Source organism: Mastigocoleus testarum BC008 (assembly GCF_001456025.1).
Taxonomy (GTDB): domain Bacteria; phylum Cyanobacteriota; class Cyanobacteriia; order Cyanobacteriales; family Nostocaceae; genus Mastigocoleus; species Mastigocoleus testarum.
The window spans coordinates 1-25,355 of the sequence record NZ_LMTZ01000045.1 but is presented as its reverse complement, the minus strand read 5'-3'; the positions used below and the strand labels follow the sequence as shown (position 1 = coordinate 25,355).

Annotated in this window: 9 protein-coding genes; 5 read left to right on the top strand and 4 right to left on the bottom strand. The window is 40.3% G+C overall.

The window, feature by feature from the left end:
- The first annotated feature begins 1,961 nt into the window (after nucleotides 1–1,961).
- The 4 genes from BC008_RS08505 (at nucleotide 1,962) to BC008_RS08490 (ending at nucleotide 11,112) form a co-directional block, all read left to right on the top strand.
- Nucleotides 1,962–2,888, top strand: a complete 927-nt coding sequence (locus BC008_RS08505) for a DUF11 domain-containing protein (RefSeq protein WP_027843952.1) — start codon at nucleotides 1,962–1,964, stop codon at nucleotides 2,886–2,888.
- Nucleotides 2,885–6,847, top strand: coding sequence for an Ig-like domain-containing protein (locus tag BC008_RS08500; RefSeq protein ID WP_235595825.1), 3,963 nt, complete (start codon nucleotides 2,885–2,887; stop codon nucleotides 6,845–6,847). The genes BC008_RS08505 and BC008_RS08500 overlap by 4 nt, the downstream gene beginning before the upstream one ends.
- A gap of 4 nt (nucleotides 6,848–6,851) precedes the next feature.
- Entirely contained in the window at nucleotides 6,852–9,185 is a 2,334-nt protein-coding gene (locus tag BC008_RS08495; RefSeq protein WP_082650514.1) for an OmpA family protein, read from the top strand.
- A gap of 133 nt (nucleotides 9,186–9,318) precedes the next feature.
- Nucleotides 9,319–11,112: an SdrD B-like domain-containing protein gene (locus BC008_RS08490; RefSeq protein WP_027843954.1), complete on the top strand. Its 1,794-nt coding sequence runs from the start codon at nucleotides 9,319–9,321 to the stop codon at nucleotides 11,110–11,112.
- Between the two features lie 605 nt (nucleotides 11,113–11,717).
- Here BC008_RS08490 and BC008_RS08485 read toward each other — a convergent pair.
- On the bottom strand, nucleotides 11,718–12,038 hold the full coding sequence (locus BC008_RS08485; protein WP_058183427.1) for a GIY-YIG nuclease family protein: 321 nt from the start codon (nucleotides 12,036–12,038) through the stop codon (nucleotides 11,718–11,720).
- A 222-nt stretch (nucleotides 12,039–12,260) separates the two neighbouring features.
- The gene (locus BC008_RS08480) at nucleotides 12,261–14,282 is read right to left on the bottom strand and encodes a protein kinase domain-containing protein (protein WP_063800753.1); all 2,022 of its coding nucleotides are present in this window, start codon (nucleotides 14,280–14,282) and stop codon (nucleotides 12,261–12,263) included.
- Between the two features lie 170 nt (nucleotides 14,283–14,452).
- Here BC008_RS08480 and BC008_RS08475 point away from each other — a divergent pair, with 170 nt between their 5' ends.
- Nucleotides 14,453–14,941, top strand: coding sequence for a hypothetical protein (locus BC008_RS08475; RefSeq protein WP_027846734.1), 489 nt, complete (start codon nucleotides 14,453–14,455; stop codon nucleotides 14,939–14,941).
- Nucleotides 14,942–15,203: 262 nt separating this feature from the next.
- Here BC008_RS08475 and BC008_RS08470 read toward each other — a convergent pair whose 3' ends face one another.
- A complete protein-coding gene (locus BC008_RS08470; protein WP_058183426.1) occupies nucleotides 15,204–20,642 on the bottom strand; it encodes an Ig-like domain-containing protein in 5,439 nt (1,812 codons plus the stop codon).
- A 1,018-nt stretch (nucleotides 20,643–21,660) separates the two neighbouring features.
- Complete coding sequence (locus BC008_RS08465; RefSeq protein WP_456152288.1) at nucleotides 21,661–25,101, bottom strand: Ig-like domain-containing protein; 3,441 nt, start codon at nucleotides 25,099–25,101, stop codon at nucleotides 21,661–21,663.
- Nucleotides 25,102–25,355 lie beyond the last annotated feature (254 nt).

Genomic DNA, 25,355 nt, shown 5'->3' with positions numbered 1-25,355 from the left:
CAAATTTATAGTATCGGAGCACAAAACCCACGCGCTTCAGTGGTGGGATATAGTGCAAGCACCTTACCCTACGGGATGGCTTCACCGGATGAGGTGCAGTTCAAATCTTTTATAATCAATCTCTCCAATACTCTGAAGCACTAAGTCCTTTTTCCTTCTTGATAACAGAACTCCTTGAGGACGCTTTCCCAAACCCGAACCGAAATTATGAAGGCGTCATCGTATCTCATAATTCACCATAGAGTGATTATTCTTGGTTATCTACGCCCGCTTGATTTAAATATATAACACTGCGTAATTGGGTTAGAAGATTGATGAATTTAAAAAACTTTCACTTGCGCCTAATACTATATGAGAAATGTATAGAAAAATAGTTCTCGTTAACTCGTAATACTAACAGCTGCATGTATGCACAAATACATAATGACAAATTTTTGCGTATAAATCCATTTTCTCTAATTTCGAATTTCAATCATAATTTTATATTTTTTTGAAATTTAAAATTATACGATTTCAAAGACTAAAATTTAGAAATGAAAAAATAGACTAGAGAAAATAGTGTATTTTATATAACTTTGTAGTATAACTGCAACAACTGCAAACATGATAAAAATAGGAGATTTAGTCAAATAAGATAGTTTAATTGACAGCCGTAAATTTATCAGCAAAAAAAGTGTATTTTTTTATATTTTTCCGTTATGATTTATTTAACAGTCAAGCCTTGGATAAATATAATACAGTTTATAAAACAAGAAAAATTACTGAGAAAGTTTTGTGAATAGTGATTAATTGTGTATAATCCACAGGTAATATTACTTAAGTGTGACCTTCAAAAGTTTAAGATTCGGCAAGCAACCTGGTGCATACTTCCACTTATCAGAGTGCTTGAGTTCAATATAATTACTTGAGCAGGCAAAACTGGGGATACTCCTCGGAATAACCCAGGCACAATGACCTTATTATTTTGTTCGCCTTCCAAGAGTTCAGTTAGAAGTAAGACGAAAATTGCGATACTCCAAAAAGCATACCTGCTAAGCATTGCTTTCATGGTGTGGTTCCATTACATCTCGGTGTGGAGAAAGTCAACGCAAATTAAAGTTTTGCTGTCAAAAATTATCATGGATGACAAATGATTCATTTATTTGTCTACATCTGTGCGTTTAACTTGTTTTAATTATTTTCAATTTTGCTCGTGGGTAAAATACTGATTTTGTGGAACATGTCAATATCAAATAATATCTTTTTGCTTCCTATCATTTTGAATTATTTTGAATCTGAAATATACATTTATATTTCAAAGTTTAATTACAAGGTGGCATCCAGCATCAAAAAAAATCAACAATATTATTGTTGAGGATATTGGATATTAGATAATATGCTCTTAGAACAAAAACAAAGATTTTGTAAAGGAGTAATAAAAAACTCTATTTATGTGAAGATAATGTAAAACCTAGAATGAAATATAAGGAATCAACCTTAACTTGCTGATGTCCTAATGGATTGCAAGTTGTAATTTGGTTTTAGCCATGATTTCAGGCTTTCATTTCTTTTGAAAGCTACTAATGTCAAGCTAGTATCGATTTTAGCGATCTGACAAAGTGATTCTGAGTTCAGAGCTTTTTTTACTTAAAGATTGAATTTTGGTGTTGAAATACACATATATTTGAGGAGTTGGGTTGTATTTGCCATGACAATAAAAAAATCACATCTTTACCCTTCTGAAGCATTAGTAAGTATATATCTATCTCGGGAAAGAAATATTCTTAAAGTAAGATTGAAGAGTTTGTAAAAGTGTTTGCGAATCAGCTAAAAATGGATGAGTTTCTGATAGTTTCTCCATAATGTAACTGGAAGCATCCTCACATCTTTAACGTATAAAAAAATACGCTAAAGTACAGTCTTTTGTAAATATAAAACCCTAAAAAATTTGGGAAATATACATACACCATTGATGCCTTCCCATGAAACAGATCAGCTCCTGGTTGAGGCATAACGGCCTCTTTTTAACTTTTTTATTTTTCGGTATTTATACTTACGGTAGTGGAGTAAGTATAGCCCAAAATGGAACGATAAATAATACAGCTACTGCCAGAACCGACAATCAACCTGACGAACAAGTAGAGTCGAATACTGTAACTCTCACAGCTTCTCAAGCAAACTTAAGGATTATTAAAACTGGGGATCGAGCTGCGGCTGAACCTGGGGATACTGTAATCTACCGGCTCGCAATTGAGAATACTGGAAATGCAGCAACAGAGTCTTTAACCATCAGCGATCGCTTACCTGTGGGCTTGCGGTTTATTTCTAAATCTCTTAAAGGAACTATACAAGGGGGAACAGGAGATAGAACAGTTAATTTAACCGCCAATCAGACCTCCAGTCGCACTATTTCTATTGCAACAAATGAAGTGTTGCAGCCAAATGAAATTTTGAATGTATTTTATGCTCTGGAAGTTACTCCAGACGCTATTAGGGGAGATGGTATAAACGTTGCACAGGTCAATAATAGTCCACCTAGCAGTTTTCGCGTCCGCATTAGGGGTGGTATTCTATCAGATTGTGGCACCCTAATTGGTAGGGTATTCGTTGATAAAAACTTTGATGGCGAACAACAACCAAATGAACCGGGAGTACCGAATGCGGTAATTTTTATGGATGATGGCAATCGGATTGTCACTGATGCCAAAGGTTTGTACTCTTTGCCTGGTGTTGTATCTGGTTCTCGAACAGCTGCCCTCGATCTAAGTAGTTTACCCGGCTATGCCCTTGCTCCCAATAAATATTTCATCGAAAGGAACAGCCAATCACGGTTAGTGAAAATAGCACCTAACAGCATGGTGCGGGTTAATTTTGCGGTAACACCGGCTTTTTCGGAGGAAAAGCGATGAAACGTCAAAAACTAGGAGTATTCATTGCCAAAAATGTTAGTATTTTGCGACTTATCCTCATCAGTCGCAATCGCGCAAGTATGTTATCTGCGGTTTTTGCAACTGTTGTACCGGCATTTTTGGGGGTTGAAGCTGCTTATTCAAGCAAAACTTTTGCTCAAGAATCTGATAAAAATCAAAAAGTAAACTTAAATAAAGGAAGTGGTATTGGCGATCGGTCAACTGTATCTGCTTCAAATAAGTTACTTGATTTCCACCCTCAGGAAAGCCAGAACACTCCTTCATTGGAAGAATCTCTCCAAGAAAAGGCAAACCCTGCAAATACAAACCCTGCAAATACAAATCCTGCAAGTACAAATCCTGCAAGTACAAAGTTTGCTCGTAGCACAAGTGAGTTACGCGAACGACTCAAAAAAGGAAAAAAATATTATAAAAATCAAAAACAGTTTCAAATATCTTCCCAACCAGAAACTGCACAAACTGGTACTGACAAAATCGATAATTTAAAACAAATTCGTCAAGAAGTACCAAAAATTGAGATTGCACCCATAGGGGAACCGCGAATACAAGCTGACGGGCGTTCCACAATTAAAATTCGAGGGGAAATTACCGACGCGAACAATCAACCCATCAATGATGATGTGATGGTAACTTTGACTAGTTCTGCGGGGAAATTTATTGGTGCAGACCAAAATAAAGACCAACCAGGATTTCAGGTTATAGCTAGGGGTGGAGAATTTATAGCCACTCTGAAATCTGGGATTAAGGCGCAACAAGTTCGCATTCGGGCTGCTGTTGTGAAAATTAGAAAGCCATCCCCCAATTTACGTCGAGAAACAGGTCTGTTGGGAAACCCATCATTTCCCCAGCAAACTGACTCTACAGCCTGGAATAGATTTCAAGATGAACCAATTCAAGCCTACACGCAGGTAGAATTTACCACTTATTTGCGACCTTCTTTGGTTACAGGAGTTGTTAATCTTCGCCTTGGTGCTAAAGGTACTGACTATTGGGGAAGCCGGAGTGAATTTCTCAGACCGGGAGACAGTGGTACTGAATTTGATGTTGATGCGGCTGTTTTTGCTACTGGTTCCATTGGAGAATGGTTGTTTACAGGAGCTTTTAATAGCGATCGTCCTTTGAATGAAGACTGTGAAGGTCGAAATCGTTTATTTGGCGGGGTTCAATTTTGCGAACAGAAATATCCCGTCTACGGCGATAGTTCTTCCTTTACTTCCACTGCTCCTTCTATAGATAGTTTTTATGCTCGTTTGGAACGTACTCCTTCTATTCCAGGAGCAGAGCCAGATTACTTCATGTGGGGGGATTACAACACCAAAGAGTTTACTCGGTCTTCCCAGTTGTATACAGCGACGTCGCGACAATTACATGGTTTCAAAGCCAACTATAATTTTGGGAATTTGCAATTTACAGGCTTGTATGCAAATAACATTGAGGGTTTCCAAAGGGACACCTTTATTCCCAACGGTACCAGCGGTAACTATTTCCTGTCTCGACGCTTATTAGTTCCTGGTAGTGAAACCGTTTATTTAGAATCTGAAGAAATTAACCGTCCAGGAACAGTAGTTGAACGCAAACAACTATTTCGCGGTCAGGATTATGACATAGATTATGACCGGGGTACCTTACTGTTTCGGCGTCCAATTTTGGCAACGGAACTCAATCCTGGTTTTGGCACCACTTTAGTTAGAAAAGTAGTAGTTACCTACCAAAATGATGGTGGTGATGATTCTGACTTATTTGGCGGACGCTTGCAATATAACTTCTCCCAGGAAGCCGAAAAAAAATCCTTCGTTGCGGGGAGTTATTTGTTAGAAGACCAAGGCGATCGAGATTTTGAGCTATTTGGTGCAGACTTCCAAGTATCTTTGGGAGATAAAGGTAAAATCATTGGTGAGTATGCTCGTTCTAACAGTGATTTACTCAACGGTGGAGATGTTAGCGGTAATGCTTATCGCATAGAAGCTTTTGGTAAAATTAGTCGCAATTTTGAAGGTACAGCTTATTACCGAGCAGTAGAACCAAATTTTGTTAATAATGCCACGTTTAGCTTTTTCCCCGGACAAACTCGTTATGGGGCATCTTTGCTGAGCAAAATTACTAACACAACCAGCTTGCGGACATCCTACGATATTGAAGAAAACTATGGTGTCGCAGCCAGTAATTTAATTAATTTCTTCGATCTATTTGACCCACAACCACAAGCACGTCCGGGTGAAAGAGTCAATAATGAATTGAGAACTTTCCGGGCGGGAATACTGCAAAAGTTTGGCAATGCAGATTTAAACCTGGAATATGTTAATCGCTCGAGAGAAGATAGAGTTAGCGATCGCTTTGATGGAGATGCAAACCAATTAGTCTCCGGTCTCAAGTTACCCTTAACCCAATCTTTAACTTTTCAGGCGCAAAATGAATTAAATTTGGGCGATAGCGATCCCCTTTATCCAAACCGTACCACCTTGGCAATGGACTGGAAAGCCTATCCGGGTGTGACGTTTCGACTAGCACATCAATTCTACGACCGTAGCGAGCTGCTCAAAGGTAATTCTATTACAACTTTTGACACGCTTTTAGATCATAAATTTTCGGAAAATACAGCCCTGACAGGTCGTTATTCCGTACTTTCAGGCTTTAATGGTTTGCAAGGTCAAGGAGCCGTCGGCTTAGGTCATGGTTGGGCTGTAGCACCAGGATTACGCATGAATGTCGGTTATGAATACGTATTCAAAAACGTGTTTAACGCTACAGGTTCAGGTAATACATTTCCCCAGTATTACGCAGTTGGACAAACTGCATCCTCTTTAGGGCTATTTTCTGGTTCAGTTTATAGCGTGGGTCTGGAATACACGGATAATCCTGACTTAAAAGCTAGTGCCAGGATGGAATATCGCGACGGTGCCGAAGGTAATAATACAGTAATTTCTGCAGCGGCTGCCGGTAAAATATCCCCAGCCCTCACAGCACTTGTTCGTTATCAGCAAGCAGGTGAGGCAAATGTGTTCTTACCTTCAAATGTAAGCGATATTGGGGCCAGTGGAACAAGATTCCAAGAGTTAGGAGACACCGCTAATCTAAAAGTTGGTTTGGCATATCGCGACCCTAACAACGATAAATTCAATGCTTTGCTCAAATATGAGTGGCGACAAAACTTTGACTCGACAATAGAAAACCAAATTACTGGTTCTACGGCTACAGGTCATACCTTGTCTGCGGAAGGTATCTACGCCCCAAATTGGCGCTGGGAATTATATGGTAAATATGCATTCCGTAATGGTGTCACTTATTTTGACGGCGATAGATTTAACGGTAATGTTAACTTGGCGCAAATGCGAGCAACTTACCGTACTGGCTATCGTACAGATTTAGCTCTAGAAGGACGCTGGATTGGTCAAAATTCCAACAATAATCCAAATTTTGATGAATTTGGTTGGGCATTGGAAGGTGGATATTATTTATCGCCCGATTTACGACTTGGTGTAGGATACAGCTTTGGTAGTGTCGACGATCGGGATTTTTCTGGTTATCGTTCTCGGGGTGGTGTGTATCTGAATGTCAGTTTGAAGCTGAACGAACTGTTAAATGGTTTTGGACTACAAAAGCCCGTACCCAAACAGCAACAGGAGTCTGAAAGTGAATCGTTGGTACGAAAAAAACCTAACTCGGAGGAAAAAACTTCCCAAGAACGTTTAATACGCACTTTAAAACAAAAACAAGCGTTAAATGTTAAACAACCACCCCAATCTAGTTCTAATCCTGTTAATTATTTGCTAACTGTTGACAATCAATCTAACAAAGACAATAAACCGAGAAAATATGTTGAACAACATGTTGAACAACAGTCAAACAATAATTTTCAGACTTCTCAAGATTCTCAAATTAACCAGATAAATAACCTTAAACAGCAACAAGACAAACCAAGTGTGGTGCGAAAGGAGTGATTTAATGCCCAGTTTCAAAGTTCATCTTAAACGAATGGTGAGTGGGAACTGGCGATTGGGGAGAGGTAAACTCCCCACCCCCAATTTTCATTCGTTTATCCGAATACCAAAAGCTAAATTTTTACCTGCTCCGTTATATCTGTTACCTGTTTCTTTTTACCTGTTTCCCTCAGGGTTAGCGCTTGCTCAAAAGCAAAATTTACCAGGAAAAAACTCAGGGGTTACTTTACCTGCACCTTTGCAGGTAGTAGTAAATAGCGAGGGAGATGGTGACGTTCAACCTGATGAAAAGCTAACACTACGGGAAGCTATTGAACTGGTAAATGGCACATTAACCATCGAGCAACTCAGCGATCGCGAACGAGCGCAAGTTAAAGCTGTGGGTGATAGGAGCACTTCCCGAATTGAATTTAATTTGCCTAACGCGACTACGATTGAACTGCACAAACAGTTACCAGATTTAGCTGTACCAGGATTAATCGTCGATGGTACTACCCAACCGGGATACGAGCCCGATAAATCTGCAACGGCTGAAATTGCAATTCCAATTCCAGTGGTGACAGTTACCCCAGGTGCTGGTAAAGAAATATTTCGGGGTTTAACTGTTGTTGCAGATCGAATTACTATTCGCGGTTTAAATTTGTACGGGTTTAATGCCAGCCCAATTAAGCAACAATTGGGTAACTTATTAGTTTACGATGGTGTTCCCAAACCAGTAACTTTGACTACTCCACCAGGAGATATTGTCATTGCCCATCGCTTACCTCCGCCCGATACCAGCCAACAACAACCCCCCAATGATAACTTTCCCTTTTATGACAAAGACGTAGCGCCGAAGGGGGTTGTCATTGAAGATAATTGGTTGGGTTTGACCCGAGATGAAAAACTTCCGGAACAAACGTCAGCTTTTGGAATATACGCTTTCAATTCTCAAGGTGCAACAATTCGTCGCAACCGAATTTCCTTTCATGAAGGTAGTGCAATTATTACTTCAGTCAGGGCGGAGAATACCGCAGTAACTGAAAATATTATCATAGGTAACGGAATTGCTGGAATGCCCGACGCCATTAGGCTTGAAGGCATAGTTAATAATTCCCAAATTACCGGAAATTTAATTTGTGCGAATGATGGCGCTGGAGTATATTTATTTAAACCAAAAGGTAATGTACTGCTGCAAAATAACAAAATTACTTACAATGGCAGACGTTTGCGTAGAGCGGCTGTCTATTTGATGGGTAGCGACCACCGGGTTACTGGTAATGAAATTGACAATCAAACAGGTCCTGGGGTTGTAGTTTCTGCTTTCCCTAAAACAAAACGTAATTTAATTCAAAAAAATAAATTTACTGCCTTAGAAGGTTTGAGTATCGATCTAAATACTCAACGAAATTTAGGAGTGTCTGATTTTCAAAGGGGAGATGGTCCTAACCCCAAGCGAAATTCTTCTAACCGACGTCGAGATACGGGAAATGCAGCAATTAATGCTCCCAAATTTACTTCTCGGACATTTGCTCCTAATGGTACTACAGTCACTGTGGAAGGAAAAGCTGATCGGGGCAGTGAAGTAACAATTTATCGCCTTAGTGATTATCAAACAGGAAAGCAAGCAATTTATACTCCTGGATATGGAGCACTATCAGAAATCCTAACCCAGGTACCAGTTAATGAAGATGGTAAATTCACAGTTCAGTTAAATAATTTAAAAACTGGGGATTTAGTCAGTGCGATCGCAAGCGATCCCAAATACGGTACCTCAGAACCAGCAGCTGCCGCATTAATTGGGACACCTCAAACTAAACCCAATATTGGTCCTAGTCCGAAGAAACAAACCCCCATACCGATACCCCAATGTATTTCTCGACCGCTTCCACCGGCACCACCACCACCTCCTCCACCGCCACCGCCACCACCACCACTTAAAATCAAAGTTCCACGTAACGTTCACTTCGCCTTAGATAAATCTTTTATTAGTGAAACTAGTGGGGAAGTTCTTGATCGCGTAGCAGAAGTATTACAGAAATATCCATTCATTGTGGTGGAACTGCAAGGTCATACTGACCCCCGTGCTAGTAACGCTTACAATTTAGCTTTGGGTAAAAGGCGATCGTTATCCGTAAGAAATTATTTACTCCGCAAAGGTATTGCTCCGGAAAGAATGACGATCCGTACTTTTGGTGAATCTCAACGTAAAGTTCCAGATGGTACAGGTGTTGTAGATTATGCTCGCGATCGCCGCGTTGAAATTATCTTCAAGGATATTAGAGGGGTCGATCTAATTATTGAAGAACAAGAAGATGATTTGCAAATCGAAAGAAGACGTAAAAGAGAAGGAAGATAAAGGTTTTGCTAATTGGTAATCGGTAATTGGTAATTGGTTCCTAATTTGTTTCCAGTTTGCAATTCCAGGCAGTCCTTAGTAACCCATAATTCCCAGCCCAACTGGTCATTTTTTATTGTTTAGCAAGCTAAAAATGAAAGCTTTATTTAAACATTTACTGGCAAAACCAAATAATCGCGGACAAGATCGCGAGCCTTGTAGTTCGAAGAATAACTCGCCAATAAGATACGATAAAATTTCAACCAAAGTATCTGTTAATCAGAAGTATTCATTCCCAATTTTATTTTCCCCTTCTCAGACTCAGCCCATGCTCAGGGGAATGATGAAACCTTTGGGAAGCAGTTTCCTAACTTTGGTTTTTACCGTACCACAACTGATATTTGGGGGAAACCTGTTACAAGATAATCGAGTTTTGGCACAAACCCCAACTACAAGTTGTCCTGCGGGAACAACTCCAACCGTCGTTAATTGGACTCCTACGGATAATCGAGCGGGAATTGAAAGTCAAAGCCCAAATACAGGTGGAGTTATAACAACTTTTCAATTTACTGAAAGTATCCCCGGACAAGTAATTGACAATGAGGAAACTAGAATTACTTCCGGGGTTTATGGAGGACAACCCGGTCCCAATTTAGAATTCAATATAGGTTTGCAGGATCCAACTGGAGCAGAAGATAGAGCAGCACCACCAGGTAGTAGCGCGACTTTGACCATAAATTTTTCTCAACCAATTCAGCTCGATCCTTTGCTTTTAGTGGATATCGACCGTGACGGAGAGCGCGATCTTGGCTTTACTTTTCAAGACCAGGTAACGGTTAGAGCATTCAACGCTAATACACCCGTGGGCGTAAATCTTACAGCGCTTGGACCAAACGTTGCTGTAGATAATAATGTCGCTAGAGGTGTTAACGAAAATGCTACTCGTGATAGTAGTGATGGTAATGTAGAAGCCACAATTACTGCTCCGGTAACCCAAATTCAAATTCAATATACAGCAGGAACGGAATTCGGGGTACCCCAACAGGATGAGACTATTGGTTTAACCAGATTCAATCTTTGTATTGGACCTGGTTCTATAGGCGACACAGTTTTTAATGACCGTAACGGTGATGGGGTTCAAAATCAGGGCGAACCTGGAATTCCTAACGCAACTGTAACTCTTACCTTACCTGGACAAGACAATCAGTTAGGCACCGCTGATGACATTAACAGGACAACTACCACCAATGACAATGGGTTTTATCGCTTTGAGCTTTTACCTCCTGGTCCTTATCGAGTAACCCTTACTCCTCCTGATAATTTTCCTGAAATTACTACTGGTAGTTCGCAAAGAACAGTTAATCTTCTCATCGGACAAAATGTAGATGATGTTGATTTTGGTCTGCGTGGCGGAAATGTTGGCGAAGGAGCTCCAACTAATCTGCGGTTGGTGAAACGAATTACCGGTGCATTTGGAAGCAACGGTCAACCTATTGGTTCATTTAATACTTTTGTAGACGGTACTGGCAATGATGATAATGTATTAAATCGAGCGTTGGGGAATAGACTTTTTGGCGTACTGGAACTGCCAACAAAAAGTGGCGATGAGGTGGAATATACAATTTACTTCTTAGCTGAAGGTGGTGCACCGCAGCAAAACGTCCGTATATGTGACTTGATTCCTCAGGGAACATCCTTTAGTCTAAATACTTTTGGTGTTGGTAGGGGAATTAGTTTACAACAGGGGAATGCATCAGCAAGGAGTTTGACAAATACTGAAGATACAGACGGAGGAACATTTTATTCTCCCCTCAGACCTTTGGCAGATCGAACCGGTGGAGACGCCTGTCAAAATCCTAATAATCCCGATGGTGCAGTAGTTGTCAATATTAACGAAATTCTTCCTGATAACTTTGGTTTGATTCGTTTCCGAGTAAAAATTGATTAGCCATTTATTGGTAAAATTACTTTTCAAAAAACAATTTACGCCATATTTTCTTTGATGATTCACAGGGGTTTACGACAAGTAAGCCCCTGTATTATATTTTGCTTATTTGATATCAAGTCCGCTTAATTTTAATTAGTAATACCAACTAAATAAATCATTGCAACAGATTATTTTTCTAAATTGGTATTACTATATAACCCTATTGAAAAGACGGCGGTTATTACCTAATAACCCTTTTACTGTGCGCAATACCTAGAGCAGAAAGGCGACGGCAAAGCCTCTTGCTGCGCTAACGTAGTCAGACGCGTGCATTCGTCTTTAGACGCGTCCAAACCGGTACACGTGCTTGCTTCTACGCGCCCCGCTGTTCGCTGTAAGCGCGTCCAAGATGCACCTGCGGTGAACGCTAACAATTACTTATTACTTATTACTTATTACTTATTACTTATTACTTATTACTTATTACTTATTACTTATTACTTATTACTCATCACTTCGCCCCCACAGATGTGATAACTGTTTAGCCGGACGTAATACGACTGGGGTTTTGAAGCGTTGCAAAATCAAAATGATTGATAAAAATTGAGATTTGAAATTTATATTTTTTATCGAAATTGGCAGTCATTTTTCTCTGTGACATTGTATTCTGGCTTGAACCATTTGATTAAAGTTGTCTCAATTTGATTCAAACTATCAGCAGAAGCTACTGGGAAGTAGGTTATTATTGCATTCCTCGTCACTTTTAATAATTCTTGTTTAGCATTGCTATTCCATTTCTGTTTTATATTTTCGGTTTTTCCTATGTATAGAACTTCTTCTTTATCGTTAAGAACAAAATAGATCGCAGCGATCTCAGGTAATTTTTCTAGATTGTCTAATCTTATAGAAGGTAATAATTTTGGTTTGACTGCTTTGGGAACGATCATCTTATCTTTTTTAGGTTTGGTGAAAGAATAATGACACAGCTCATTTAGGAAGTCAGTCAACCTATACAATAAGACACATTTTGAAAAATTATTACGATGCTTATAAATTCACAAGCTGTTGTCAGATCGAACTCTCGCCAAACCAAATATTGAAAGAAGGATTAACTCAGCTACAATTGCAATTTACAAGAGCTTTACTTAGCTTTTAATAAAACATAAAATTTAATTACCTTCAAACCATTGGAGAATATTGTCAGCTAGTGATTTTTCTGGCTTAGGTTTAATATTTTTATTTTCTGTTAATTTCCCAGTATCAGAAGATTCTTTGTCAGCTTTAGACTCTTTTGCTCGAGCAGTTTCAGTTGTTTCACTCCCATTAGTTTTATCATCAACTGAATTTTTGTTCGCTTGCTGAAACAAAGGATCTATTTTTTTTCTCCAATACTCAATATCGGGTAATTTTTCTGGGTTATTTTTATATTCGAGTACTTTATCCCACTTACCTTCTAAAACTGCGCGATCAATATCTTCAAATAAAGATTCCGCCTTAGCCCAATCTTTTTGCCATTGGGAAATCATATCAGTTGTTTCTTTAACCTGGTTTTTTTTAGATTCAAGGGAACGTAGTATGCTTACTGCTCCTTTAATATCCCCATTTTCATATTTTTCTCTAGCTTCTTTAACAGCTTTATCTCCTCGATTCCCCTCTTGAGTCGCAGAATCTGTTTTTTCCTGTTTTTTATTTTTAAATAAATCCCAGAAAGAAGCTTTTGGAGATTCTGTTACTTCATCGGAAGTAGTTGGTGTTTCCTGAGAAGATTTTCTTTGGGTTTGAGGTACGGGAATATCTGCAACTAAACTGCGATCATCAACAGTCGTGATAGTAATATGTTTATCTCGCAGACAGGACTTCCATTCATCATTATTTTTAATTGCATCTGAATGCGCCCAAACCAATTTTCCGGAATTAAGTTTTAACTGTACCCAACCACGGGTAGTACGTTTACCTATAGCTTCTAATTTAGTATCTTTACTAAGAGTTTTGACAATAGTTCTTGGATTTACAGAACTTGGTTCCGTACGGATGTTGCTATCACCCGCAACTACAGCAACACAATATCCAGGTAAAGTGTTGCTAGCAAAGGAGAAATTATTTGTTAGACCTTGGAATGCTTCAACTGCTAAAGGAGTAACAACTGCTGCACCACCAGTTAACATTGCTAAAAAAAGAACTTGTAAGAAATCGAACCCCCCAGAATCACGACGATTCGATCTCCTTCGTACTTCTATTGGTTTTTCTGCGGGAATATCCGGGTTTGCGGGTGCAAATGCAATTGTTTTTTGTTGTGTATTTACACGCATTGACCCAACACCCAAATTTCTAGAATGACGAGCGTATCCTCGATTTGAGATTTCAGGAGTAAAGGAATGCAATACCTTTAAGGCTTGAGTTGCATTTTGATAGCGGTCTTTAAAATGATAAGATATCATATTGTTCAAAAATGCCGCTAGCTGATCGTCAACTGCAACTAAGTTTTGCCATAGTATTTCGCCCGTATCCAAGTCTTCTTGTAGGTCGATTGGTGCTACACCCGTAAGTGCTTGAATTGCAATGATCCCCAAAGCATACAGATCGCTGTTGGGACGGGGTTTACCCTGTCCTTGCTCCGTGGGCATATAACCAGGGGTACCAATTGCTACTGTTGCTGTATGTTGAGGAATACCAATTCCATGGGGGTGAGAACCGCGCAACTGTTTGACAGCCCCAAAATCTACCAGAACTAATTTATTATCTGAAGCGCGACGAATAATATTATCCGGTTTGATATCGCGGTGAATTACTCCTTGATCGTGGACAAACTCCAGAATACTTAAAACTTCTTCTAAAAGTTCTACAACTTCGCTTTCACTCCATTTTTGGTTTGTAACCAGTTCATCACTCAGAGTATGTCCTTCAATAAACTCTTGTACTAAGAAAAATTCCTGATTGTGGTCGAAGTATGCTAGCAAACGGGGTATTTGGTCGTGGTTACCTAGTTGTTCTAAAGTTTCTGCTTCACTTTGAAATAAACGTTTGGCTGTTTCAAAAATTTTTGGGTCTTCACTGGTGGGCTTAAGATGTTTGACTACACAAATAGGACGTCCTGGTCTTTTTGTATCTTCGGCAATATAAGTTTTACCGAATCCTCCAGTTGCCAAAACTCTAATTATTTGATATCGATGGTCTAATAGTGTATTTATCATAATCCCTCCCCAGTGTTAACACCCGATTTTAAAGGTGATAATAAATATCTCCACTCTCTGGCGAACAAAATCCGCTATCTTGAAAAAAAAGATTTGTGAGAAGAACTTTAATTTTCTCATTCCACTTTGTTAAATTTTTTATAACCTATTTTTTATACCGATTTATACATATGCCGCCAACCATATCAGATTCTGTTACGTGGCAACAGGCTGAAATTTTGATGCAACCTGCATTTATTCGTTTGGTTGATAATATCCGCAAAGAACTAGAAATTTCTTCTTGGAAGGGAAATTACCAAGATGTAACTATTTGGAATCCTGATACCACAGATGAAGTAAAGACACTTGTAACTCAGCTACTTAAAGAGTTAGAAAGTGCTACACCTGAACAAGCTTTAAAAATTAGACAAAATCTTGCCGAGTTACCAACCCCACAACCAGGATATCATCTGTGTTTGCAGCGTCAAGGGAAAGAGATAAATATTGATATGTGGGAATTGTGTTATCGAATATGTTTTTTAGATTATTCTTCCACAGAAAATTCAGATGTTGCGATCGATACTACTTTAATTGATGAGACAGGAGATGTAGATTGGCATAATCTGGATGAAAAAACTAAGGAAATAGTTAAGCAGGTGTTTGCTGGATTACCGGATTAGGAAATTGGGGAATGAGTCATGAGTAATGTTAGCAGCTAGCGGTAGCGTACCGTAAGGTATTGCGGGGCGCGACAGCGCACAGTAATGAGTAATAAGTAATAAGTAACAGCAAGTAATGAGGTAGAGATGTACCAAAAATTAGAGGCTACGACTACGTCACTTGTATCAAAAAAATTGTAGAGATACCGCAAGTAATATCTCTACAAACTTATGAAATTAGAACTTTGCTACAGTATCGTGGCAAAGTGTTATTTTTAATTGACTAAGCGCGAATAGTGAGATTCATCTTGACAACTAAGTCATCAAAGGACTGATCGCCACCACCTCTAAGGTCTTCAAAGCCAAAGGTATTGTCACCAAGTAAACGAATGTGGTCAGCACCATCGCTGTTAGCTCCCAAAAAGGCACAGTACATATTATCGGTGTTACCATCTGCAAGGAGATAAGGAGCATACAAAGCATCACCATCAAGGGTAATAGTTGCACCAGTATCCTCTTCACCGAATTGACCGATACTTTGTCTCAAAGCAGCTTGAGCATAACCTTCATCCCCAGGATTGAAAGTTTGACCAGTAACAAAGTCAATAACTGTGCCAGTTTCATCAGCAATGCGATATAAACCAGCAATATTATTGTAAGTAGAAACACCAAATACTTCCATTGTTGCAATCACTTGTTGAGTGGAAGTAACTGCAGAATTAGCTTCRGTGATATCAATTAACTCGCGATTTTGACCACCTTGTAAAGCAGAACCAAGGGGAGTATCTTCAGTGGTAGTTTCTACAGTCAAACCAATGTCATTGAAATCTTGGTCACCACCACCAGTGGTATCTTCCCAGTTCAAGGTGAATTGACCGCYAGCAATTTGAGCAGCATTCAAATTTTGGAACTGACCACCATTAGCGGATGCATTACCAAATATAACATTGGCTCCACCACCAGCGAGGACAGCGTCAACAGTACTGTTTTGTACTAAGAAGAAACCAAGATTATCGTTGCTACTAAAACTATCAATGATACGAGTTGGGTTTTGACCAAATAGTTGAGACCTTTGACTCAAAGCAGAGAAGATAACTTTACCCGATGATARAGCAGCTTCGATGTAACCAGCTTGACCGGGAGCAATACCGTCGATGGTCCCAGCAGCATCGTCAACTTTGAAGATACCGATTTCATTACGCCAATCAGCGTTATTGACATCCAAGTTGAATTTAAGTTTGACTTGGTCTTGTAGATTAACTGTGGCGGTTTCTTCGTTACCACTAGCATCGCGAACGGTGTAGGAGAAACTATCTTGGAATGCATCGCCAGCAAGTGAGAAAACACCCTTGCTAATGCTACTTTGCTCAATGACAACGTTATTGGTTGTACCAGCGCCGGGAGTGTAAACTAAGCGGTCATCACTTGAGTCGTTAGGAGTACCGTTATCATCAATTGAAACACTACCATTTCTTGGCTGTCTGACACTGACAATGGATAAAGTTTCTCCTTCAGGGTCAAAGTCGTTAGCAAGAACATTAATCCTGATGTTACCATTGCCACCTCTAGGAACTCTGACATTATCATTTTGAGGACGCACAGCATTGATAACAAGTTGATTCTCAGACTGACTGGAATTACCTACAGGGTCAGTAGCTGTGGCAATAATACTGTAACTACCGTTTGGTAAGGGGTTAGCGATCGCACCATCGGCAAGAATCCACGAACCATCACCATTATTAATTCCATCGTAGTTAATACCGTCGATGGTAATGGAGATTTTGGCTTGTGGGTCGTCAATCGTACCAGTAATTTGTGGAGTGTTATCCCTGGTTCTAAGGGGATTGATGGTGATACCGGGTGCAGCAGTATCAATGGTTAATTGCTGATTTGCTCTGGGACTAGGGTTCCCAAGAGGACTAATAGCAATTGCTGCAATACCAATCCGGTTACCATCTGTGAGTATAGGAGTAGAACCAGTTTTTGGTGCTAGAGTTTCGAGGTTAATTCTCCATCGACCTTGGTTATCAGCAGTGGTTTCATAGGTTGCTTCTGGAGTGTCATCACCGTTGCTGTCAATTTCGATTGTGAGGTTAACACCGGGTTGTGCGGTACCAGTAATTTCAGGGGTAGTGTCGTTTGTGATATTGGGGGGATTAATTACCGGTGTATCAGGTGTATCAGGTGCAGACTGTTCAATGGTCAACTGTTGAGTTGCAGGGTCGCTGCTGTTACCAGCATCAACTGTTGTCACACTGATTTGAGGTTTGTCTCCACTGCTTAATACAGGGGTATTACCATCTATCGGTGTTGCAGTTTCTAAATCAACACTCCAGTTACCTTCATCATCAGCAATGGTTTCATAAGTAGCTTCTGGGGTACCATCATCATCTACATCAACTTCCAGATTTAGTTTGATATTTGGTTGTGCGGTACCAGTTATTTCTGGTGTGGTGTCACTGGTAATCGCAGGTGAGGTGATAACAGGTGGAGTTAGAGCAGCAGTATCGATTTCCAGAGATTTGCTCACTTCTGGGCTGGTATTACCCGCTTCATCAGTTGCAGTTGCAGTAATCTTGGGTACGTCACCGTCATTAAGTGTGGGAGTTGTACCATCTACTGGTGTTGCWGTTTCTAGATCCACACTCCAGTTACCTTCTGGATCTGCAACGGTTTCATAAGTTGCTTCTGGAGTACCGTCATCCGAAACATCAACTTTGACACTAACCTTAGCTCCCGGTTCCGTGGTACCAGTTATTTCTGGTGTGATGTCGTTAGTTGTTTCATCAGTTGTGATTGCTACTTCTGGAGTAGAACTATCAATGGTTACTGGTAAAACAGGAGATAGAGGTGATTCAGTACCAGTTGTTGGGTCGGTAAAGCTGACAGCAATATCATGGGTACCTTCTGGTAATGGGTCATCAGGATTGACGCTGTAACTACCATCTGGGTCTACCGTTGCTGTTCCAACTGGGTCTCCATTTGCGTAGAGAGTAACCGTATCTCCAGGATTACCACTTCCTGCAGGAGCAGTAAATGTTGGTGTGTCTTCCGAGGTGATATTGTCTGTGTCAGATGCTCCACTGTCGTCAGTACCTTCTAGGTCTGGAGCGATCGGTGTATCTGGAGTAGTGTCTTTATTAACAGTTGCAGTTACAGGTGCAGATTCATTTCCTGCCGGGTCTGTAGACATTGCTTCTACAGTGATCGGACCATCATCCAGAGGAGTTAGATCGACTTCATTACCAGTTAATGTCCAATCACCATTGGGATCTGTGGTCACAGTAGCAGTAACTTCATTACCTGCTGGGTCAGTAAATTTGACAGCAACAACGCTATCAGCCTCACCAGTACCTTCTACCACCACATCACCAACTTCACCCGAATCGATAATGTCATCACCTTCAATTGGAGTGGTAATTATTGGGTCAACAGCAGAACTATCAATGGTTACTGGTARAACAGGAGATAGAGGTGATTCAGTACCAGTTGYTGRGTCAGTGAAGGTTACACCAATATCATGGGTACCTTCTGGTAATGGGTCATCAGGATTGACGCTGTAACTACCATCTTTGTCTACCGTTGCTGTTCCAACTGGGTCTCCATTTGCGTAGAGAGTAACCGTATCTCCAGGATTACCACTTCCTGCAGGAGCAGTAAATGTTGGTGTGTCTTCCGAGGTGATATTGTCTGTGTCAGATGCTCCACTGTCGTCAGTAGCTTCCAAGTCTGGAGCGATCGGTGGATCTAGGTTGGGTAATGAACGAAAATCGACGTCACTAGTGTTACCGTCCGCTTCCGCCAAGTCTGTTGCAGGATCATTCACATCACCATCGGGGTCAGTGTAAGACGCATTAATTCCATCACCAATACCATCCCCATTACTGTCAGCACCAGGAGTTAAACCAGATTCTGTAGCGTCATCTGTGGTGTCATCATCAGAGTCGGTATCCCGGAAATCGGGGGTACCATCGGGGGTAGCTTCGCTATCAATGGGAACGAATAAACCGCTGTCGTTGACCCCATTGTTGGTAGCGTTATTGGTAATATCAGGGGCAGTATAGCTACTAGTAGCTTGGGCTTCCACCGCATCAGGAATACCATCGTCGTCGGAATCGAGATCGATGAAATCGGCAACGCCATCCTTGGTAGCTTCGCTATCAACTGGGGTTACTCCTGCACCGCCGTTTGCATCATCAGATACCCCATCAGTGTAAGTTTCACCACTGTCATTGTGCATACCATCGCCATCACTATCGACAGCGCTCGCATCCTGACCACTTTCTATCAAATCTGAGATTCCATCATTATCGCTATCAAGATCTAAGTAGTCAGCGACACCATCACCGTCAGTATCCGTGCTTGCGGGGGTACTTGCAGTATTTACAGCCCAGCCGATGATGGCTGCGGCAAAAGCATCTTCGTTATCTGAAGATAAGAAAGATGAACCTGAGGAAACATTACGGAATATCCCTTCATCTCCTGTGAAGATGATGTAACCGTCACCAAACTCTCGGAGCACAACAGTCGGTAAATTTGCACCTGCACTATCTCGTGCTAAGACAATATCACTGGGTAGAAGATCTGCTTCAGCAAAGCCACTATAAGCGCCAGTTGCAACAATCGTCTTACCGCGAAGATCGACGCCTAAACCGCTATTACCATTTACCAACGGGTGATCCACATTCTGAATGATCCAGTTCGTAGAAACATTCCGGTTAGAACCTGCAGGCAATACAAAATGCTCTGAAACAGGATCGTAACTATTATTATCATTGGTTGATAGGAAAACACCACCATTATTTAACCAATTTTCAATCGCGGTGAATTCTGCTGCAGAGTAGGAACCATCAGAGTTATATCCACCAAAAAGAAGATTTCCTTGGTCGAGATAGGTCGCATCAATCGTATCGGTTTGGCTCTTAATCGTGACCGCAGCTTCGGTGACTGTTCCGCCAGTTCCAAAGTTGGAGGGATTATTGACTTTTGAATTAAGGTTTCCAAAGCTTGCACCACCGATAGTGTAACTTCCTGTTTTTCCAGGAAGGATATCTACAACCTTTCCTGTATTGCCTCCAGGGACAAACCCTTCTTGCGTATCCAATATACCGTCGTTATCGTCGTCTAGGTCGGAGTCATCATCAACACCATCACCATCTGTATCAGCTAGAATTCCAGAGTAGAGCCTGAGAGTTTCTTGGGAAAAAGGAGAAGGTGAGATTTCCTGAATTTCACTTTTGAGGGTAGATGTAGGAATAATTGCATCCAGTTCCCATTTCCCTCCTAAGTTTGAGTTACCAACTTTAGTCGTAGAAGCGTACACACTGGCTCTAGTGAAGAGATTGAGCTTAGTAATAAACTCTTCACCTGCGTCTCCTGCAGCAACATTACAACCGTAAAGGAGGAGTTGGGATTGTGAGGAGCTATTTTGGAACCAACTTTTCAAATACTCAGTATAACGGTTGAGACTGGAAAGGCTAAGTTCAGTATTCCCGAGAGACAAACAACCGGGTGAACCATGGGAAATAATGTGAATGCTGGCAATATTGGAACGATTAGCCAGCACAGTCGTAATTTGTTCGACACCATCTTTTGTTGGATCGAGAATAATTGCTTCAATTCCGGATTTCAAACCAGCAATCAAACCTTGATAATCGCTGACATTGCTATCAAAAAAAGCTATTTCTTGAAACTTAGTAACTTGATATGCGTCAATAGTCATAATTGGTATAATCCTTATATTTGAGTCTATTCAGTGAGTAGTATTGAAATTGTGTAATTGAGATAGTCCAGAAAACTGAAATGGTAATAAGGCTATAGCACTACACGCGAGTCAAATAAAAAACTCAAAATACTGTATATACGGCATTAATGTAGCCGGGTATAAAGACAGCAAAATGCATTAGCGCCTAGCGGCTAGCGTTAGCGTAACGTAGTTATTGCGTACCGGATCCGTAGGTAGCGCAGCTATAGGTTATGACGCTGTAGACACTTCAGTGTCTGTGCTTACGCCCCGCCTTGCTAACACTTTATGAACGCGTCACACTGCGTGAATGCGTGTCCCTAGGACATAAGTTTACAAGTTAAATATTTCAGCATTCATCAATTTCTTAACTTTTTAACTTTGCTAATCACGTAGTGCTATATTCCCTCTCTTTTAGAGCTATTTATGGATTTACTGTTGTTATTGAGCTACCTATATTTGATGATTATTTTCTAGATAAATTTTTGTTGAAGATACTCAAAAATTAAATTTGCCTATTTAAAGTTAGCCGTAAAAGAATATTGCGATAATTCTCACTTAATTCTTGCCCTTGCTCAATCTATTGCTGCATCAATTTTAGCCATAAGGTATTTTCCATTTACCCTATGAAAGGAATGGGTACGAAATTGCCTCATGAGTCTTGCTTTTATGGAAACACCAATTTTTTGAATTTTCGTAAAACTTATCGACAGCTAATCTCACCATATTTAATATTTTATTTTGAATAACAACAGTCACACAGAGTCAATATTAATCTAACCTTAATAATAGTGTTATAAGTGACTTATAACATCAGTATTTTTACCTGTACAAAACAATGTAATATAAAAAGTATAAAAGCTTTACTATGTGTTAATGACAATACACGTGTTTTAACTGATAAGGTAATTAAACAAAGAATATAGAATCTCTCTACCATTATTTGAATAAGCAGACTTTGGCACAATATTGCAGCAAAGCCCTATTTGGATTGATATTAGCCAATAGTGAGATTCATCTTGACAACTAGGTCATCAAAGGAGCGATCGCCACCACCTCTAAGGTCTTCAAAACCAAAGGTATTGTCACCAAGTAAACGAATGTGGTCAGCACCATCGCTGTTAGCATCTAAAAAGGTGAAGTAAATATCATCGGTGTTACCATTAGCAAGAAGATAAGGAGCATAAAGAGCATCACCATCAAGGGTAATAGTTGCACCATTATCGTCTTCGCTAAATTGACCCATACTTTGTCTCATCGCAGCTTCGGCGTAACCTTGGTCACCAGGATTGAAAGTTTGACCGGTAAGAGAATCAATAATTTTTCCACTTTCATCAGCAATGCGGTACAAACCAGTAACGTTATCGAAAGCAGAATCGCCAAATACTTCCATTGTCGCAATCACTTTTTGAGTAGAAGTAACAGCAGAATTAGTTTCTGTAACGTCAATTAACTCGCGATTTTGTCCACCTTGTAAAGCAGAACCAAGAGGACCATCTTCGGTAGTAGTTTCTACAGTCAAACCCAAATCATTGAAATCTTGGTCACCACCACCAGTGGTATCTTCCCAATTCAAGGTGAATTGACCGCTAGCAATTTGAGCAGCATTTAAGTTCTGGAATTGGTCACCATTAGCAGTTGCACTACCAAATATAACAGTGGCGTTACCCCCCGCAAGGACAGCATCAACAGTACTGTTTTGTACCAAGAAGAAACCAAGATTATCGTTACTACTGAAGCTATCAATAATACGAGTTGGGTTTTGACCAAATAGCTGAGACTTTTGACTCAAAGCGGAGAAAATAACCTTTCCAGATGACAAAGCAGCTTCTATATAACCGGGTTGACCGGGAGCAATACCATTGATGGTACCAGCAGCATCATCAACTTTGAAGATACCGATTTCATTACGCCAATCAGCGTTATTTATATCCAAGTTGAATTTCAGTTTGACTTGGTCTTTCACATTTACCGTAGCGGTTTGCTCGTTACCGCTGGAGTCGCGAACGGTATAGGAGAAACTATCTTGGAATGAATCGCCACCAAGCGAGAAAACACCCCTGCTAATATTACTTTGCTTAATCACAACGTTATTAGTTGTATTAGCACTGGGAATATAAACTAAGCGGTCATCACTTGAGTCATTGGGAGTACCATTATCATCAATGGAAACGCGACCATTCTTTGGTTGTTTGACATCAATAATAGATAAAATCTCCCCTTGCAGATCCAAGTCATTAGCTAGAACGTCGATCCTAATATCGCCACTGGGACCTCTCGGGATTCTGATGTTATCGTCTTTAGGGAGTGGAGCGGCGATAACTAGTCGATTCTCAGACTGACTAAAATTACCTGCAGGGTCAGTAGCAGAAGCTATGATGCTGTAACTACCATTTGGTAGAGGGCTAGCAATAGTGTTATCAGTCAGGACCCAAGAACCATTACCATTGTTAATACCATCGTAATTAATACCATCGATGGTAATTGAGATTTTTGCTTGTGGATCGTTAACTGTACCCGCGATCTCCGGAGTTTTGTCTCTAGTTGTTAGAGGATTAATTGTAATTGTGGGTGCGGTAGTATCAATCGTTAGCTTTTGATTTACTTCTAGACTATTATTACCATCGGGACTAATAGCGATCGCTGTAATACCAACCTGATCGCCATCACTTAGTTTAGGAGTAGAACCGGTAATGGGGTCAGCGGTTTCCAGGTTAATTCTCCATCTACCTTGATCGTTAGCAGTGGTTTGGTAGGTCGCTTCTGGAGTATCATCACCATCGCTGTCAATTTCGATTGTGAGATTAATACCGGGTTGTGCAGTACCAGTAATCTCAGGTGTAGTGTCATTAGTAATAGTGGGAGAATTAATTACCGGTGCATCTGTTACAGCTTGGTCAATGATAAGTTGTTGAGTTGCAGCATCACTGCTGTTACCAGCATTATCAATTGCGATAATCTTAATATTTGCTCGATCGCCATTATTGAATGTGGGAGCAGCGCCATTTTTTGGAGTCGCAGTTTCTAGGTCGATCCTCCAATTACCTTGTGGGTCAGCAGTAGTTTCATAAGTTGCTTCTGGGGTACCATCATCCGAAGCATCAATCTCTAGGCTTAATTTGATATTAGGTTGTGCGGTACCACTAATTTCTGGTGTGGTGTCACTGGTAGTTGCAGCTGAAGTGATGGTAGGTGGGGTCAGTGCAGGGATATCAATATCAATTTCTAAAGGTTTACTTGCTTCTGGACTCGTATTACCTGCTTCATCAGTTGCGAACGCAGTAATTGTGGGTCTATCACCATCATTAAATGTGGGGGTAGAACCGATATTAGGTATTGCAGTTTCCAGATCTATGTTCCAGTTATCTCCAACGTCTGTGATGATTTCATAGATAGCTTCTGGCGTACCATCACTATTTATATCGACACCAACAGTAACTGTAGTTCCAGGTTCTGCGGAACCAGTAATTTCTGGTGTGATATCGCCAGTTTTTCGGGGAGTAGTGATTATTGGTTCAGGAGTAGAACTATCAATAGTTACTGGTAATACAGGAGATAAAGGTGACTCAGTAGCATTTGGATCTGCAGAATCTTTAAAAGTAACACCGATATCAAATTTACCTTCTGATAATGGGCTGTCAGGAACGACACTATAACTACCATCTGCTTCAATCGTTGCAGTACCAACTGGTTTTCCATCAGCGTAAAGAGTAACTGTATCGCCAGGGGTCGCAGTTTCTGCTGGAGCAGTAAATGTTGGTGTAGTGTTTGATGTAATATCGTCTGTGTCAGATACTCCACTATCATCGCTTGCTTCCAAATCTGGAGCGATCGGTGGATTTGAAGTAATGTCTTTGGTGACTGTTTCACTCACAGGTGCAGACTTATTTCCGGCTTCATCTTTTGCAACTGCTTCGACAGTAACAGAACCATCATCTAAAGGTGTTAAATCAACTTTATTCTCAGTTAATGTCCAATTACCATTGGGGTTTGTTTTAACTTGAGTAGTAACTTGATTACCATTAGGATCACTAAATTTAACATCGATAGTGCTATCAGGTTCTGCTGTACCTTCAACTAAAACATCCCCAATTTCTGTAGCGTCAACAATATCATCAACTTCAATGGGAGTTTTGATAGCTGGTTGTGCTGGTGGATTTTTATCTAGATTAATTGTTTCACTAACAGGATTGGAAGGATTACCTGCTGCATCAGTGGAAATTACTTCAACACTAACAGGACCATCATCTAAAGGTGTTAAATCAACTTCATTTCCAGTTAATGTCCAATCACCATTGGGGTTTGTTTTAACCTGAGTAGTAACTTGATTACCATTGGGGTCAGTAAATTTAACATCAATGGTGCTATCAGGTTCTGCTGTACCTTCAACTAGAACATCCCCAATTTCTGTAGCGTCAACAACATCATCAACCTCAATTGGAGTTTTGATAGCTGGTGTGATTGGTGGAGTTTTATCTAGAGTAATTGTNGTGCTATCAGGTTCTGCTGTACCTTCAACTAGAACATCCCCAATTTCTGTAGCGTCAACAACATCATCAACCTCAATTGGAGTTTTGATAGCTGGTGTGATTGGTGGAGTTTTATCTAGAGTAATTGTTTCACTAACAGGATTGGAAGGATTACCTGCTGCATCAGTGGAAATTGCTTCTACCCTAACAGGACCATTATCGA